Below are 16,115 nucleotides of genomic sequence, written 5' to 3'. Positions count from 1 at the left end.
TCACTCGAAGAAAAGAAGAAGGGCGGCAAAGGTCAGTGCCAGCGTCAAGCAGGCATAGACAGGCAAACGCATGGGCAGGGCATCATCCACTCCCGCACGAATCAGCCCCCAACGAATCAGCAAGGTCAGCAGCACGGCGCCCAGCACGCACACCAGCCAGGCCGGGAAATACGAACCTGCCATATAGACCGACGGTGCAAGAGAACACCCCCCCAACAAGGGCAAAGCAGCCAGACCGGCTAGTAGCGCACGCATGCGTGGCATCTCCCCGATTTCTTGTTCACAAGCAGGCCACGGCGTGGGCCTGAATCCAGCATTGAAATGATGCGGGCCATTGTACCTGAGCACCTGGGCAATCCCGTGTTTATTCCAGTACACATCATCATAGGTACTTGGCCTTATTGCAGCTATAGTAAGAGCCGTTGTCAGACACAGCCTGACGCATCACGCGACCAACCATCACAGCCTCTTTGTGTTCCCGACTTTTTTAGGACGCCATGCAGACTCACTCTTACCTGGGCCAGTCCCCTGCCCTGCGCCAGCAACGCCAGGCCTATCGCCACGGTGTACCCGCCTGTGTTTGTGCACACCCTTCCATCCCTTTCATTCACAAGCGTTTAAGCGCCTCGGCAAGTTTTGCTCCAAGCGCCGCCCCCGCAAGTCCGGCCTTTCAATCCAATAACGCACTGGATCAAAAGCCCCTCGCTCTGGCACCCAAACTGATTCTCAGCAATTTGCGCCTGTTTGATGGTGAAACGACTGAGCTGCAAAAAGGGCTGGCTGTCCAGATTGACCAGGGTCGCATTACCGCTGTCATGCCCGTTGCCGAGATCCCGGCCGATGCCACGGTCATGGACTGCCAGAACAAAGTCCTGATGCCTGGTCTGATCGATGCCCACTGGCATAGTCTCTTGTGCGCTGTCGATCAGATGACCGCCATGATGGCCGATCCAGCCGACCTGCATTTGATTGCCAGCAAAGAGGCCGAGCGCACCTTGCTGCGCGGCTTTACCACGGTTCGTGATGCCGGTGGCCCCAGTTTCTCCTTGAAGCGCGGCATTGATATGGGCTTGCTGCACGGCCCCCGTATCTACCCCAGCGGGGCCATGATTGCACAAACGGGCGGCCATGCGGATTTCCGGATGCGCTACGAAGTCCCGCGCGCAGAAGGCGAGCTAAGCCACACCGAACGAGCCGGTGTCACTTGCATCGCCGATGGTGCCGATCAAGTCCTGCGCCGGGTGCGTGAACAACTGATGCTGGGCGCCAGCCAGATCAAGCTGATGGCCGGGGGTGGTGTCACCTCCTTGTACGACCCGCTGGAGGGACTGCAATTTAGCGATGCCGAACTGCGCGCCGCCGTGGGTGCCGCCAGCGACTGGGGGACTTACGTGATGGTGCATGTGTATTGCGCCCGTGGTATCCAGCGTGCGATCAAGGCGGGCGTGAAATCCATCGAGCACGGCCAGCTTGCGGACGAGGAAACCGCCCGCATGATGGCAGACGAAGGCGTGTGGTGGAGCCTGCAGCCCTTTCTGGCCGATGAGGATGCCAACGTTCAGCGCGACCCGCGCAGCAAGGCCAAGCAGCAACAGGTTGCCGTCGGAACCGTACGTGCCTACGAGCTGGCGGACAAGTACCAGATCCAGACGGCCTGGGGCACCGACATTCTGTTCACCCCCGCCCACCTGCCCCACCATGGCCGCATGCTGTCCAAGCTGACCCGTTTTTATAATCCGCTCAAAGTGCTGAAAATGGCGACAGGCGACAATGGCCGCCTGCTGCAATTGTCAGGTTTGCGACAACCCTATGACGGCGAACTGGGCGTAATTCGCCCCGGTGCGCTGGCCGACCTGCTATTGATCGATGGCGAGCCCGAGCAAAACCTGAACTTTCTGGAGCAGCCCGAACAGAACCTGCTGCTGATCATCAAGGACGGCAAGATTTACAAGAACGCTCTACCCACCTGACCCCATCCTCTGGGAATGCCTATGCCAAACGAATTGATGCAGTTGTTCAAATTGATCGGTCTGGGACTGGCGTTTTTGCTGCCCATGGCCAATCCCTTGACGTCCATGGTGATGTACCTGTCTCTTGGCGAAACCCTAAGCGCACAAGAAAAGAAACAGCAACTACGCCAAGCAACCCTGTATGTCATCCTTGCCTTGCTGATTACCTATTACGCAGGTTTATGGATTACCTCGGCACTGGGCATCTCCATGGTGGATATGCGTATCGCAGGCGGGTTGATCGTGGCCTATATCGGCTTTCGCATGCTATTTCCTCCCACCGTCAGCGATGTAGTTTCCAAGGCAGCCGATCAGAACACCGCGGCCCACAACAATATCGCCTTTGTCCCGCTGACCTTGCCCTCCACGGTCGGCCCCGGCACCATGGCCCTGGTCATTAGTGCTTCCTCCAAAATGGCAGGCATGCGTGAACACTATGCTGAATGGGTGCTGGTGGCAACGCCCGTCATTCTGGCCCTGCTGATCGGAGTGATCTTCTTCATTTGCCTGCGCTCCTCGCTCAGCATCGTGCGTGTAATTGGGCATAACGGTATCGATGCCATCTCACGCATCATGGGTTTTTTGCTGGTCTGCATGGCGGTACAGCTCGTTCTGGAAGGCGTGCAGCAGTATGCTGTTACTTTGCTGACTCATTCTGCCGCGTCCTGAATTTATGTCTATGTCTTGTGCTCCTGCAGTGCGTCGTACCTTGGCAGTCATGGCCGCCCTTACGCTGGCCGCCTGCGCTGCGCCCGATCACAAACCCATGGCCCAGGCCCTACCCGAGCACGACGCGCCGCAGCCACCCCGCCTGACATTGGCCGAGTACAGCGGCCCCGATCAAAGCCAGCCCGCTCCCCGTGTACGGGCCAATCATGAATACAGCCTGCCTGAACTGATCGACCTGGCCCAACGCCTGAACCCCAGCACCCGCATTGCCTGGGGTGAGGCTCAACAAGCAGCACAAGCCGCCGGCATGGTGGCAAGTGCCTACCTGCCCCTTATCTCCGCCAGCGTCGTAGGCGGCTATATGCGCAGCGATCGCGACAGCAGCGTGCACATTCTGGGCAGAGAGGTCGATGTGGACTACGACACGCATTTAAGCGGCGCCGTCCCGTCCCTGACCTTGAAATGGTTACTGTTCGACTTTGGCAAACGCGCTGCCTTGCAAGAAGCCGCCGACAAGCTGGCCATGGCCAGCCGCATTACCTTCAGTGGCGTGCATCAGGCCGTGATTGCCGAAGTGTCCATCAGCTACTTCAACTACAACTCGGCCCGCCAGCGCGCACAGATCTCGGCCCAGGGCCTGAAAAATGCGGCCCTGATTGAGGATATCGCCCTGGAGCGGCAACGCAATGGACTGGGCACCCAGATTGAAGTGGCTCAGGCACGACAGTTGAAAGCCCAGGCCCGTTTGCACCATGTGAATGCCAGCACCCTGGCACGTCAGTCCTACCAAACTTTGCTGGGTGCGATTGGCCTTTCACCCGAAACGGAACTGAAGGTCACCGACAGCGCAACCCACCCCCTGCCCAATGATCTGGACATCCCCGGCTATGACACATTAAAAAAAGCCATCGCCCAGCGGCCCGATGTGCAGGCCCTGCAAGCGGCCCATCAGGCCAGTCTGGCCGGTATAGATTCCGCCGAAGCCAGCTTCATGCCCAAGCTGGCCTTGATGGGTTTTATCTCCAAACGTATGGGTTCATTAAACGTGGGCAGTCTGCCCGAAGTCAGCCCACAATCCTCCTCCCGAGGAGCCGTGCTGGCACTCAGTATCCCGCTCTACGACGCCGGACTGCGCAACAAGCAGGTACGCGAGGCCCAGCTACGTGCGGACACCGCACGCGAACGCGTTGCCAAAACCGAGCAGGACGCCTACAAGCAAATGATCATCGCCGCCGACGCACTGCGAGCCGCCCTGGAGTCGCATCAAGCCGCTACCAGCCTGGTCGAAGCCGCCCAGATCACCTACCAAGGTGCGCTGGAGTCCTACCAGGAAGGCCTGACCGGCATGACCTTGCTGACCGAAGCACACAGCGGACTGCTGGGAGCCCAAGAAGCCCAAACTGCTGCTCATACAGCAGGTCTGGTTGGCTCTGTGAATCTGGCTTTTGCCATGGGCGAGCTCAATCAAGCTCCCCAAACCCCTGGGAATACCAGTCAATAGTCGGCAAAAATCAAGCCGAACGTTCTTGTGCAGCAGGAATAAAAAAGGGAGCTATTTACGACTCCCTTCTCATTTAGCAACCGCTACAACAGCGGTTTACTGTTCTTCAATCGCATCCAGCGCCTTGGCCAAACGCTCCACCGAGCGTTCCAGATTATTCAGTTTATCCAGGCCAAACAGACCGATTCGGAAGGTCTTGAAATCAGCAGGTTCATCACATTGCAAAGGCACGCCCGAGGCAGCTTGCAAACCCGCCTTGGCAAACTTCGCTGCCGAATGAATCCCGTCGTCCGTGGTGTAGCACACCACCACACCCGGCGCTTCAAAACCCGCTGCGGCCACGCTGCGGAAACCATGTTCACGTAACAAGGCTCGCACCTTGCGGCCCAGCTCCAACTGACGATTGCGGATCCAGTCAAAGCCCAGAGCTTCCGTCTCGGCCATTGCTTCTTGCAACACCTTCAAGGAGTCCGTGGGCAAGGTCGCGTGATAGGCATGGGCCCCGTTCTCATAGGTTTCCATGATCTGTAGCCACTTGCGCAGATCGCAGGCGAAGCTGGTACTGGTCGTGGTTTCAATGTGTTGACGAGCCCGCTCGCTCAGCATCACCAAGCCGCAACATGCCGAACCGGTCCACCCTTTTTGCGGGGCGCTGATCAGCACGTCAACGCCCACCTCCTTCATATCCACCCACACCGTGCCCGATGCAATGCAGTCCAGCACAAACAGACCGCCTACCGCATGCACCGCCTCCGCGACCTGGCGCATATAGTCGTCGGGCAGCATGATGCCGGAGGCCGTTTCCACATGCGGGGCAAAGACCAAGGCCGGTTTTTCAGCCTGAATCGCAGCAACGACTTCTTCAATCGGGGCCGGTGCGTAAGCGGCCTGCTTGCCTTCCTCGATCGGGCGGGCTTTCAGAACCGTGGTGCTGGCAGGGATGGAACCCATGTCAAAAATCTGAGTCCAGCGGTAGCTGAACCAGCCATTGCGTATCACCATGCACTTGCGGTCCGTTGCAAACTGACGGGCCACCGCTTCCATGCCAAACGAGCCACTGCCCGGCACCACAATGGCCGAATGCGCCTGATAGACCTGTTTGAGCGTGCGGGAGATTTCGCGCATCACGTCCTGGAAGGTCTTGGACATATGGTTCAAGGCACGGTCGGTGTAGACCACCGAATATTCAAGCAGGCCGTCCGGATCAACGGGGGTGCGGGGTTGAGACATGAAAACCTCGGGATTCAAATGGAGAAGATATCAAGATCGAACGATTTTAGACCAAGCCGCTCTGTACGGGCAGCTTGCTCAACAGCGCGATTCGGCTGCAATCACATCCCCACTCCATCTCTTCTCTATGAACGGTTCTACCTGGAGTGCCATGGCACCATTCCCTCTTTCTTGACTCGGCCTGCCGCTCTGAGTACCGTGATGAGCAGGTTTCACCTCGTCTGAGTCTCATCATCATGTCGGTAGCACGCTTTAGTCAGAACACCTTGGGACGCGATATTGCGGTTGGCGACATTCACGGTTGCTTCACCAAGCTGCACGCCTCTTTAAAGCGGATTCGCTTTGATCCGTCCAAGGACCGGCTTTTTTCGGTGGGCGATCTGGTGGATCGCGGTCCGGAGTCGCATCATGTTCTGGAGTGGCTGGACCTATCCTGGTTTCATGCGATTTGTGGCAATCACGAGCAGTTGACCTGGCGGCGGGCGATTGGGCAGCCCATTCAGGAAGTGGATCATCGTGTGCATGGCGGGCGCTGGCTGGACGATTGCACTTCGGACGAACAGGCGCTTATCGCCCAACGCCTTCAAGCCCTGCCTTTGGCAATGGAAGTTGAAACACCCTTGGGATTGGTGGGGATAGTCCATGCCGACTTTCCCTACGATGATTGGCAACACATTCATACCGATGGTTTTGATGCCCATGACCGCCATGCCTGTATGTGGTCCAGGGACCGCTATGTGACTGGCTACGATGGCAGGGTGGATGGCCTCCGGGCCTTAGTGCATGGACACCAGACAACGCACAAGATGCGGCAATTGGGGAACGTGTTTTTCATTGATACCGGCGGATGGCTGGATCATGGACATTTCACCTTGCTGGATTTGAAGCGTTTGGTGGCTTTGTAGGCTCTTTCGGCTCTTCACTCTCGTTAAAGATTGCCTTTGCAAGGTTAGTCTCTGGGGACACGCTGTTTCGGTCCTGCTGGGGTGTCGGGGCTGAGCACTGGCCGGCGCTGCGCACCGGTCCCCTTGTCGAGAACTCAATCGGGGCGCATCCTGAACTCGCACGATGGTTTGTCCCCCGGACAAACCATAAGCGTCGTGCTCAAACAGCAGGATGCTTGCACCCCCGATTGAGCCCTCGCCTGCGGCCAGCACTCTGAATCGCCCCAACACCCCAGCAGGACCGAAACAGCTCTCAGCGATTATTTGCAAAGACAATCCTTCTGCCACAAGAAGGAAGAAGGCCTCATATTTATGGTCATTGTGAGCCGGTCTGGGCCGGGGGGCCGTCCTCCGGGCAATTCAGGCTTCTTGCCGCAGGCGGGCTTGCTATTCGGGGTTCAAGCGTCCTGTTGTTTGAGCGAAATGCTTGTGCCTTGTCCGGGGGACAAGGCACTTTCGCGAGTTCAGGATGCGCCCGAATAGCAAGCCTGACCAGGGTACCGGTGCGCAGCACCGGCAAGGAGCCAAGCCCAGAGGACGGCCCCCCGGCCCAGACCGGCGTTTTCACGAGGCACTATCTAAACAGGCAGCCTCTACACTCTCCATAGTCAACACACCTCCTGCTTTCGCCCACAGACTGCCCCGCTCCCCAGCGAGCAAGAAAACAAAGAAGAAGAAGAAGAAGAAGAAGCCCAAAACAAAACCGCCCCAGTTCCCAAAAGAAACTGAGGCGGCTTAATCTTCAAACAAACGGCAAACAGGCCAAAGGCTTACTTCTCCACGCCTCCACCCAAAATCACGCCGTTCACTTCCTTGCCGTAGTAACTTTCCTCACCGTTGTGAAACTCCACTCGCGCTTGCTCAACCGTCCCCTTCTGACGCGCATCCCTGGGACGCTCGTGACTGTTGATATACGCCGCGACGTCCCAGGCATCCTGATCAGACAAGGAAAACGGTTTACCCAAAGGCATATTGGCCTTGATAAAGCCGGCTGCCGTATCAATCCGTGCCATACCCGCTCCCCAGTTGTAGGAGTTTGCCCCCCACAAAGGCGGGAACACCACGCCACTTTCAGCATCTTTCTGTCCCTGACCGTCCACCGCGTGACACAACACACAATTGTTGGTGTAAACCTCTTTACCCCGCGCTACGTCATAGCCCAGCTCGGTCTTGTTAAGCTTGGGAAAGCCGGAACCTGGCAACTTCTGGCCCGTCGGCGCCCCATCGGACATCCAGTACATATAGGTCATCAAGTCACGATACACATCACTGCCAGCGGGCGGCGCAACACCCGAAGGCGAAGCCTGGGCGTTCATCGAATACGTAAAACAGCCCATGATGCGATCTTCCAGGGTACTGATGGCCTTGGTTTTGGAGCGATACGCCGGGTAACGAATATACGCGCCCCACATGGGTGCCGAGTGCTCACGACGTCCCGCATCCAGGTGACAGTTCACACAGGCCAGGGTGTTGCCCACGTGATCCGACACGGACGTGGAGGTTTCCATAAAAATAGTGCGACCACGGCGAACCGCTTCACCATAAGGGGTATCCGGAATGCTGCTCTCTGCAGGGGGCAGGTAATACCCATCTGCCCCCACCGGCATTCCGGCGGTCACCGCTAACTTATCCTTGCTTTGGGTCTTGCGATCCGCTTCCATCGCCGCACGACTATAGGTAGCCTCGCCCAGTTGAGAGGTTCCCTCATCGGGCGATCCCAGCGAAAAGGACAGCCAGCCCTTGGCATTCAAGCCATAGCCAATTGCAAAAAGCAGCACACCAATGCCAGCCCCCCAGGCCAGCCTGCGTCCACCCGACATAGCGGGCTTGCTGCGACCATTGTGTTGAGTGTCTTTCATGAAAAGCTCTCTGTTCTGATCTTATTTCGCCTGCTGGCCATCAACGGGCAGCGAGGCGGCATAGTAGGAAACCGCATACAAGTCCTCATAGGACAAGCGCGATGCAATGTCGTCCATCAGGTTTTGCGGCGAGTTGTGGCGATGCCCGCCCTTCCAGGCCGACAACTGGCTGAACAAGTACTCGGCTTGCTGCGCGGCCAAAGGCGGGAAGGACGCCCCAACCCCTTCACCCTGACTACCGTGGCAACTAATGCAGGCTGGCACGTTCTGTTTCCAGTCCCCTTGATGAAACAGGACCTCGCCACGGGCCAGGTTCGCATCCGAACTGGGCACATGAATAGCAGGAGCAGGCAGCTTGGCGTAATAGCTAGCCAGCTCTTTCATATCGTCCGGCTTCAAGCCACGCGCCACATACTGCATGGACTCATTCAGACGGGTTCCGTTGGCAAAATCCTCCAGTTGCTTGAGCAGATACGCTTCTGGCATACCGGCCAAACGCGGCGTGATGCCTGCACCTTCGCCGGCCTGGCCATGACAGGAGGCACAGCTCCACACACTGCCCTGCCCGGAATGCACCAGCACAGGGGCATCCTTCAATGCGGCAATGACGGGTACCACAGGAGCCCCCCCCACGTTGGAAGCAGGAATGGGGGCGGTCGGCTCATCGGGCGCAGCATGCGGTGCCAGATCGTGCAGGTACAAGCCCACACCGGCCAGGGCCAAAGCGAACAGCACAGCCAACAGGAAGATCGGAATGGGACGCGGTGGCTCCCACGGCTCAAAGGTGGGGTCGATGTTCTCGACCTGGGGCGAACTAGAAACTTTTTCCATTGTCATGACTTGTCCTATTTAGCGCCCGAATCCATCAAGGCTTCAGCGGGGCGACGATCGTAGCCTCGGTCGCGTTTATCCAGTTCCTGGGCAGTGGTCGCATAGGTGCGATCCAGCGCCAACAGATACTCCACCAAATCCAGGGCCTCCTTACGGGCAACCACGTGTTTGCCCGCAGGCTGCAAGGATTCTGGCAAACGCACGACCACGTCACCTTCAGCCGGTTGATCTTTCAGCTCGAACATATAGGGGTAGGACGGCATCAGGCTCCAGTCAAAAATCGCACGGGGCTGATACAGATGGGTCAAATGCCAGTCACGGCTTTTCATGCGTGCACCCACGTTGAACAGGTCCGGACCGGTACGCATGGTGCCCAGCAAGTGAGGCGAGTCGTAGAAGTAATCGCCCGGAGTGGACGCACGACCCCATCCCTGTGAAGTATCAAACAACGTTTGACCGGTGGAGCGTGGCTGCTGGCTGTGGCAGTACAAACAGCCATTGGCCACGTACGCCTCACGTCCCAACAATTGCTGAGCGGTATAAGGTTTCAGCGGCTCGGGCGGTTCCGAAGTACGCAGTTGCCAGGCTGGCAGGATCACCAGCATCAAGGTCGCCAGCAGCAACACGCCAATGGCCCCGATGAGTAAAGGTAAGAGTCGATTCATGACGCATCTGCCTGAGCAAGTGTAGGAGTCGCATTAACCGCGGAGTCTTTGCGCAACAAGAGCAAGGCAAAGTGAGCCGCAAAAATGAAATGGCCCAAGGTCATCATGGTGCCGCCCATAGAGCGAGCTTCCAGATACGGAACCATCTTGCGAGTGATCTCGCCAAAGCTTGAACCTGGGTCCATCAAGCCCATGCCCTGCACCACACCGGCAATGCTCAGAGCCAACACGTAAATGGTGAAGCCAGCCGTCACCAGCCAGAAATGGGTCTTGATCAGAGCCGGGAAGGGCCAACGACGGCCCAAAATGTGCGGCATCATGTAATACAGCGTGCCGAACATCACCATGGACACAAAGCCGTAGGCACCCAAGTGAGCGTGACCCACGGTGTAATGCGTAAAGTGCGTCACCGAATTCACCGAACGGATCGCCTCCAGCGAGCCCTGAAAAGAGGACAAGGTGTACATGAGCGCGCCAATCCACACAAAACGCAGCGCCATGGATTGCTTGAAGGCCCACAGGTTCTGTGCAACGGTGACGTGCTGGTTAATCGCCACGGCAATCACCGGCACAAACATCATGATGCTGTGTACCACGGACAAGGTGACCGCCCAGGTTGGCACCGGCCCGCCCATCAAGTGGTGAATACCGACCTGGCTGTAGAACAGCGCCAGACTCCAGAAACCCAGCAAGGACACGTTGTAGGAATACACGGGCTTGCCGATGATTTTGGGGATGATGTAGTAAGCCGCCCCCACCCCCATGGGCGTCAGCCACAGCCCCAGCACATTGTGAGCAAACCACCAATTCACGGTGGCTTGCTGGGCACCGATGTGCAGGCCAGGGATGTTGGACACCAGGAACAGGAAGGGAAACCAGACCATGCCGGCCAGGAAGTACCAACCCGACACATAGATGTGGCGCGACTTGCGGTTGGCTGCAGTCTCAATCGCAGGCCAGGCCAGGAAAAAGCCCCCTACCGCCAACAAAATGTCGATCTGCCAGGGAAATTCCAGCCACTCGATCCCATCGGACCAGCCATTGGCGACGGCAATCGTGCCGCCCAGTACCCCCAGGGTCCACAAGGCAGCGCCGACATACACCATCGTGGGACGTCGCAAAGGCGTATGAAAAATGCGCGGCAACAGCCACAAGGCCACACCAATCCCGGTCACCGACAGCCAGCCATAAGCCACGATGTTCAGGTGCAAGGTACGCGCCCGACCAAAAGTTACTTGCGCCACGTCGGCCAACCAATCGGGCCAATGCAGTTTCAGCGAAGCCACTACGCCAAACACCGACCCGATCAGCAGCCAGGTAATCCCGACGGTGACCAGCAGCAGAACCGGCCCCCGACCACTGCGGTCAATGCCCGCACGCAAAACATCAAAACGATGCGTCTGTGCTTCGTTCTCTCCCCCAAAAGAAGCACTATCATCCGGCTGCCCGAGCTCACCTTTCATGAAGATGGTCTCGGCTTCGTTCTTCCCAACGAAAATCAGCTTGTTTGCCACGGCCCAGACAAGAATGCCCAGTGCCACCAAAGAGGCGACAAAACTGGTCGCCAGTAATATTCCTAATATAGGAGTCATGTGAGTTAATACCCGATATCTGTCATGCGGCTAAGCCTAAAGAAACGCCATTGCCCAAGCCGGTTTTATTAAAAAAGTAAGTACCGAGATACAAATGCAATGCAATCTACAGCACAGTAGAGGATCAGGATTAAGGCCAAATTAAGAGAATTTCCTCTCTCGCCGCTGCTCCCAAGGCTGCTAACATGAACGCCGAAACGTAATAAAAATCAGGCTTTGCCTACACAAGCCGCATTCGCGACGGGGGAAAGAATGCACGTTTTACTGGTTGAGGATGACGCGCTTGTCGCCAGCGGAATTGTGGCGGGTCTGCGACTGCACGGGCTGACGGTTGACCACGTTGGCACGGCCAGCCTGGCCGACACCGCCTTGCTGTCTTCGCACTTTGATGTCTGTATTCTGGATCTGGGTTTGCCCGATCAGGACGGGCTGACGCTGCTGCGTCGCTGGCGCGAACAAGGCCGCAAATTGCCCATTCTGATTTTGACGGCCCGCGATGCCCTGCATCACCGGGTCGAAGGGCTGCTGGGCGGGGGCGATGATTACGTCATCAAACCTTTTGACCTGGACGAATTGCTGGCTCGTCTGCATGTTTTGACACGACGGGTAGCCGGCCATGAAACCGATTGCATCGAATATGGACGACTCAGTTTCTGTGCCTCCACCGGCCATGTCACGCTGGATGGCAAGCCGGTCAGCCTGGCTCGCCGCGAACTGTCCTTGCTGCGCGCCTTGCTCAATAAACCCCACACCATCCTGAGCGCCGAACAATTGTGTGACAGCGTCTATGGCTACGGTCAGGATCTGGAAAGCAATGCCATCAATGTGCACATCTACCATTTACGCCGCAAGCTGGGTAGCCATATTGTGGAGACCGTACGTGGCCTGGGCTACAAGCTGGGACCTGCTGGTTAGGGATTGGACGCCATGAGCTTACGCCTTCGATTGCTGCTGATTATCGGCATTTCCCTGACCGTACTCTGGAGTGCGGTCGCCACTTGGATGCTGATGGATGCGCGTCACTCCTTGCGAGAGGCGCTGGATAGCCGATTAGCCGCATCGGCGCGCATGGTGGCCGGACTGGTAGCGCAATTCCCGAATTTGCAGGATCTGGCCCAATCAGCTGAACACCCGTTAGACATCATTGCCCGCGACGGAGTCGCGTGCGAGATCAGCGTGGTGCGTAGCGAAGTGGAGATCCAGGCTGTCAGCCGTACTGCGGGCAGCCCCGACATGTCGCAAGTTGCGTTGGGCTTTAGCACTCACGTGCATGGTGGCAAACGATGGCGTACCTTTGTCCTGCGTGAAGGCCATATCCAGATTGCCGCCGCCGACAGCATCGAGATACGCGAATCGCTGGTGAGAGAAATCATGCTATCGGCCGGCCTGCCCTTTGTGGTGGCCTTGTTTGGCAGCCTGCTGCTGTTATGGATTGGTATCAGTCACGGCTTGGCCCCACTGGAGCGAATTCGGGATTTGCTGTCGCGCCGCCGCCCCGGTGACGACAGCCCGCTGCCTAACGTCAACGCCCCCGTTGAGCTGCAACCTTTGCTGCAAACCATTGAAGAACTACTGAAGCGGCAACAAGCCGCCATCATGCGCGAGCGCCGCTTTACCGATAGCGCGGCTCACGAACTGCGCACTCCGCTGACAGGCATCAAAACCCATATTCAAGTTGCCCATCTGGCCGCCCAACGCCCCGGTGAACGCGACACGCTGGATACGGCCTTAAGCCAGGCAGACCAGGGGGTGCAACAGCTACAGAACATTTTGCAGCGACTGCTGGAGCTGGCCCGACTGGACGGCCAAGGCGCCAGCAAGGAAAGCAGCCAGGCGGACGAGGCCGTGTATGCCGCCTTGCATGCGCTTAAAGCCATTTATGGCGACACCATCGACCAGATCACGTTGGATATACGCAGCCAACCCGGCCCGGTGCAGATTGAAAAATCCCTGCTGACTGTGGCCGTACAGAATCTGATCGACAATGCCTTGCGCTATACCCAGGCGCAGCAGCCCATACGCCTGCGAATTGAAGCAGAAGAACCGGGCTACTTGCGTATCAGCGTGCTGGACCACGGGCCCGGCTTGAGCGACAGTGAGCGGGATCTGGCCATGAACCGCTTTTGGCGCGGCTCGCAGCAGCAGGCGGGGTATGGGCTGGGCTTATCCATCGTGAACGCCATCGCTACCCAGCATGGCGGCACACTGGAACTGCTGAATCGTCAGGGTGGGGGGCTGGAAGCACGTCTGACCGTGCCAATTTGTGCACCAAGGCCGCTCTATCACTAACGCCGCTGTTGCTCCCCTGCACCTGGCCTATTACTTGTAGAACACAGAACGTCAGTTGCCGGTTGCCGGTTGCCGGTTGCCGGTTGCCGGTTGCCGGTTGCCGGTTGCCGGTTGTCGTGCAGTCTAGGGGCAAAACGCCCGTTCCAGCCTAGTCGGGCCAGCATCAAGCAAGCCGACTGAAACCAAGCCATAAAAAAAAGGCCGGAGCCCGTAAAGGGTCCAGCCTTTTTAGTTTGACGCGGTACTTGCCTGTTCAGGCAAGCCCATCATCAAAGAATTTGGATTTTAGTTGCGCATGGACCTTTCTGGCCTGCACCTTCGATGAAGGAAACGCGTTGGTTCTCTTCCAGCGTTTTGAACCCGGTTCCCTGAATTTCACTGTGGTGTGCGAAGAGATCCTTGCCGCCGTTCTCCGGCACGATGAATCCGAAGCCTTTTTCGCTGTTGAACCACTTCACAATACCAATTTCTGTCTTCAAAATAAGTCCTAAATGTAATAACGATCAGAGAAAAAATTTTCCCTCCCTGAACTATCCTCTGATTTTGTCCGCAAGGATAGTTTCGTTACTTTTTAGTTGCCAAAATCTGGCCATTCTGTTGTTTCCTGAGCCGGTACCTGCACTCTTGGCTATACTGGCTCGCACAAAGCGGTCTACTTATCCTGATTGACGTGTGTCATGTCATGATCACGAGGAACATACAATGAATCGTAGAAATTTCCTGCTGGCCACCCCAGCCGCCGCACTCGGAACACTCGTTCTTCCATCCACCAGCCTCTCGGCCCCCGCCATCATCACCAACACCAGCCAGATTCTGCCGCGCCACACCAAGGGCCCGCGCATTGTCATTTGTGGTGGCGGCTGGGGCGGCATGACTGCGGCCAAATACCTGTCCAAACTGGTGCCCCAGGCGCAAGTGGTGTTGATCGAGCGCAACCCCACGTTCTGGTCTGGCCCCATGAGCAACAAGTGGCTGATTGACATCGTCAACACCGATTTCCTGAACCACGACATGCTGGCACCGTCCATCAAGTACGGCTACAGCCTGGTGCATGCCGAAGTCACCGCCATCGAGCGCGACAAGAAAACCGTGCGCACCACCCAGGGTGCGCTGGAATACGATTACCTGATTCTGTCGGGCGGCATACGCAACGCCTACGATGCCTGGTTTGGCAATGACACTTACGCGGCGGAATACACCCGCCAGCACTTTCCCAACGCCTACATCCCGAATGCCGAGATGTTTGCCTTGAAGAACAAGCTCAAAGCCTTCAAGGGCGGCACCATTGTGATGACGCTGCCCCCGCCACCGCATCGCTGCCCGCCCTCGCCCTACGAGCGCGCCTGTTTGATGGCCTGGCATATCAAGACCAACAAGATTCCGGGCAAGATTATTATTCTGGACCCCAAACCCACCATCGCCCCCATTGGCGAAGGGTATCGCGCGGCCTTCCAGGAGCTGTACCCGGACATCATCACCCACGTACCCAATGCCCGTGTACGCGAGGTAGATCCCTTCAAGAAGCACATCAAGACCACCGCCGGCGACTTTGATTTTGACGACGCGGTGCTGATGCCCCCGCACCAGGCTGCCGATATGGTCTGGAATGCAGGTCTGGTCGGTACAGGCCCCGATGGCAAACCCACGGGCTGGGCCAATATTGACCCGCGCCTGTTCACCGCCCGCGACGACGACCATGTTTACGTGGTGGGGGACTCCATGGGCTTTATTTCCGACCAGTTCGGCCACTACCCCAAGAGTGCCCACGTGGCACACGCCGTAGCCAAGATTGTTTCCCAAAACCTGGCCGAACGTATCGCGGGCAAGGAAGTGGTGCCCGTCCTGCCCGACAACCTGTGCTACATGATGGTCAATGGGGATCCGCAAGAAGAAATCTCGGTCAAATTTGAATACGAGCTGGACGCAAGCGGCAAGGTTCTGCAAACCCAGATCGATATGGATGTCCGTACCTCCGACCTTGTTCAAGAAGATTTTCAGTGGATCCAGAGCCGTTTCAATGACTTCCTCTAAGCTTCCCTCCCGTTTTGTCCGCCGCCGCCAGCTTGTGCTGGGCAGTGCGGCTGGGCTAGGCGCCGCCTGGCTACCCCTCAATCTGCAGGCGCAAGTCGCTTTTGATCAATTGCTGAAACCGGCCACTGCGGCCCAAGTGCAAGCCATTGTGGACGAGTTCCTGAAAGGCGCTAGTCCACAGGACAAAGGCATGAAGCTGGAGATGCCCGTTCTGGGCGACAACCCCGCTGCCGTGCCAGTCAAAGTGGTGCTGGACTTGCCCGCAAGCGACAAGGTGTACTGCCAGGAGCTGATCGTTCTGGCCCAGGGCAACCCGCATCCGCTGGCCTGTCGCTTCAACTTCACGGCCCTGGCCGGAACCACGGAAGTGGCCGTTCGTCTGCGTCTGATTGAAACCCAAACCATCCGCGCCCTGGCACGGTTAAGCGATGGCCGCGTCCTGAGCGCCCAGCATCACATCACTGTGACGGCTGGTGGCTGCGGCATGTAAACAAG

At 57.6% G+C, this 16,115-nt stretch carries 15 protein-coding genes; 8 read left to right on the top strand and 7 right to left on the bottom strand.

The features are described 5' to 3' along the window. Complete coding sequence (locus ACDI13_RS15175) at positions 1-255, bottom strand: YtcA family lipoprotein (protein WP_171902925.1); 255 nt, start codon at positions 253-255, stop codon at positions 1-3. Positions 256-497: 242 nt separating this feature from the next. Between ACDI13_RS15175 and ACDI13_RS15170 the strand changes: the two genes are divergently transcribed. Genes ACDI13_RS15170 through ACDI13_RS15160 form a run of 3 tightly spaced genes read left to right on the top strand, consistent with a single transcriptional unit; the run spans position 498 to position 4,179 of the window. Beyond that, the gene (locus tag ACDI13_RS15170; RefSeq protein WP_316990648.1) at positions 498-1,970 is read left to right on the top strand and encodes an amidohydrolase family protein; all 1,473 of its coding nucleotides are present in this window, start codon (positions 498-500) and stop codon (positions 1,968-1,970) included. 21 nt (positions 1,971-1,991) lie between these two features. Further along, the gene (locus tag ACDI13_RS15165; RefSeq protein WP_316990647.1) at positions 1,992-2,678 is read left to right on the top strand and encodes a MarC family NAAT transporter; all 687 of its coding nucleotides are present in this window, start codon (positions 1,992-1,994) and stop codon (positions 2,676-2,678) included. A gap of 4 nt (positions 2,679-2,682) precedes the next feature. Further along, on the top strand, positions 2,683-4,179 hold the full coding sequence (locus tag ACDI13_RS15160) for a TolC family protein (protein WP_372372505.1): 1,497 nt from the start codon (positions 2,683-2,685) through the stop codon (positions 4,177-4,179). Positions 4,180-4,275: 96 nt separating this feature from the next. Here the strand turns inward: ACDI13_RS15160 and ACDI13_RS15155 are convergent, their stop codons facing one another. Further along, entirely contained in the window at positions 4,276-5,409 is a 1,134-nt protein-coding gene (locus ACDI13_RS15155; protein ID WP_316990645.1) for an aminotransferase class V-fold PLP-dependent enzyme, read from the bottom strand. 236 nt (positions 5,410-5,645) lie between these two features. Between ACDI13_RS15155 and ACDI13_RS15150 the strand changes: the two genes are divergently transcribed. Continuing rightward, positions 5,646-6,314: a metallophosphoesterase gene (locus ACDI13_RS15150; RefSeq protein ID WP_316990644.1), complete on the top strand. Its 669-nt coding sequence runs from the start codon at positions 5,646-5,648 to the stop codon at positions 6,312-6,314. 809 nt (positions 6,315-7,123) lie between these two features. Here ACDI13_RS15150 and ACDI13_RS15145 read toward each other — a convergent pair. Genes ACDI13_RS15145 through ACDI13_RS15130 form a run of 4 tightly spaced genes read right to left on the bottom strand, consistent with a single transcriptional unit; the run spans position 7,124 to position 11,300 of the window. Then, positions 7,124-8,212, bottom strand: a complete 1,089-nt coding sequence (locus ACDI13_RS15145; RefSeq protein WP_316990643.1) for a c-type cytochrome — start codon at positions 8,210-8,212, stop codon at positions 7,124-7,126. A 21-nt stretch (positions 8,213-8,233) separates the two neighbouring features. Then, positions 8,234-9,043, bottom strand: a complete 810-nt coding sequence (locus tag ACDI13_RS15140) for a cytochrome c (protein ID WP_372372504.1) — start codon at positions 9,041-9,043, stop codon at positions 8,234-8,236. Positions 9,044-9,057: 14 nt separating this feature from the next. Next, positions 9,058-9,708: a cbb3-type cytochrome c oxidase subunit II gene (locus ACDI13_RS15135; RefSeq protein WP_316990641.1), complete on the bottom strand. Its 651-nt coding sequence runs from the start codon at positions 9,706-9,708 to the stop codon at positions 9,058-9,060. Beyond that, a complete protein-coding gene (locus ACDI13_RS15130; protein ID WP_316990640.1) occupies positions 9,705-11,300 on the bottom strand; it encodes a cbb3-type cytochrome c oxidase subunit I in 1,596 nt (531 codons plus the stop codon). Before ACDI13_RS15130 ends, ACDI13_RS15135 begins: the two co-directional genes overlap by 4 nt. Positions 11,301-11,552: 252 nt before the next feature. On the opposite strand from ACDI13_RS15130, the gene ACDI13_RS15125 reads away from it, so the two are divergent. Both ACDI13_RS15125 and ACDI13_RS15120 read left to right on the top strand, forming a co-directional pair. Then, positions 11,553-12,215 carry a response regulator gene (locus ACDI13_RS15125; protein WP_316990639.1) on the top strand — a complete coding sequence of 221 codons (663 nt, stop codon included), beginning with the start codon at positions 11,553-11,555 and terminating at the stop codon, positions 12,213-12,215. A gap of 12 nt (positions 12,216-12,227) precedes the next feature. After that, on the top strand, positions 12,228-13,589 hold the full coding sequence (locus ACDI13_RS15120) for an ATP-binding protein (RefSeq protein WP_316990638.1): 1,362 nt from the start codon (positions 12,228-12,230) through the stop codon (positions 13,587-13,589). A gap of 269 nt (positions 13,590-13,858) precedes the next feature. Here ACDI13_RS15120 and ACDI13_RS15115 read toward each other — a convergent pair whose 3' ends face one another. Further along, positions 13,859-14,068, bottom strand: a complete 210-nt coding sequence (locus tag ACDI13_RS15115) for a cold-shock protein (RefSeq protein ID WP_009461028.1) — start codon at positions 14,066-14,068, stop codon at positions 13,859-13,861. A gap of 223 nt (positions 14,069-14,291) precedes the next feature. Between ACDI13_RS15115 and ACDI13_RS15110 the strand changes: the two genes are divergently transcribed. Then, on the top strand, positions 14,292-15,620 hold the full coding sequence (locus tag ACDI13_RS15110) for an FAD-dependent oxidoreductase (protein ID WP_316989532.1): 1,329 nt from the start codon (positions 14,292-14,294) through the stop codon (positions 15,618-15,620). Further along, positions 15,607-16,110, top strand: a complete 504-nt coding sequence (locus ACDI13_RS15105; RefSeq protein WP_316989533.1) for a thiosulfate oxidation carrier protein SoxY — start codon at positions 15,607-15,609, stop codon at positions 16,108-16,110. Before ACDI13_RS15110 ends, ACDI13_RS15105 begins: the two co-directional genes overlap by 14 nt. Positions 16,111-16,115 lie beyond the last annotated feature (5 nt).

It is taken from the genome of Alcaligenes faecalis, assembly GCF_041521385.1.
In the GTDB taxonomy this organism is placed as follows: Bacteria; Pseudomonadota; Gammaproteobacteria; order Burkholderiales; family Burkholderiaceae_B; genus Alcaligenes; species Alcaligenes faecalis_E.
This window is presented reverse-complemented; position numbering and strand designations above follow the sequence as displayed.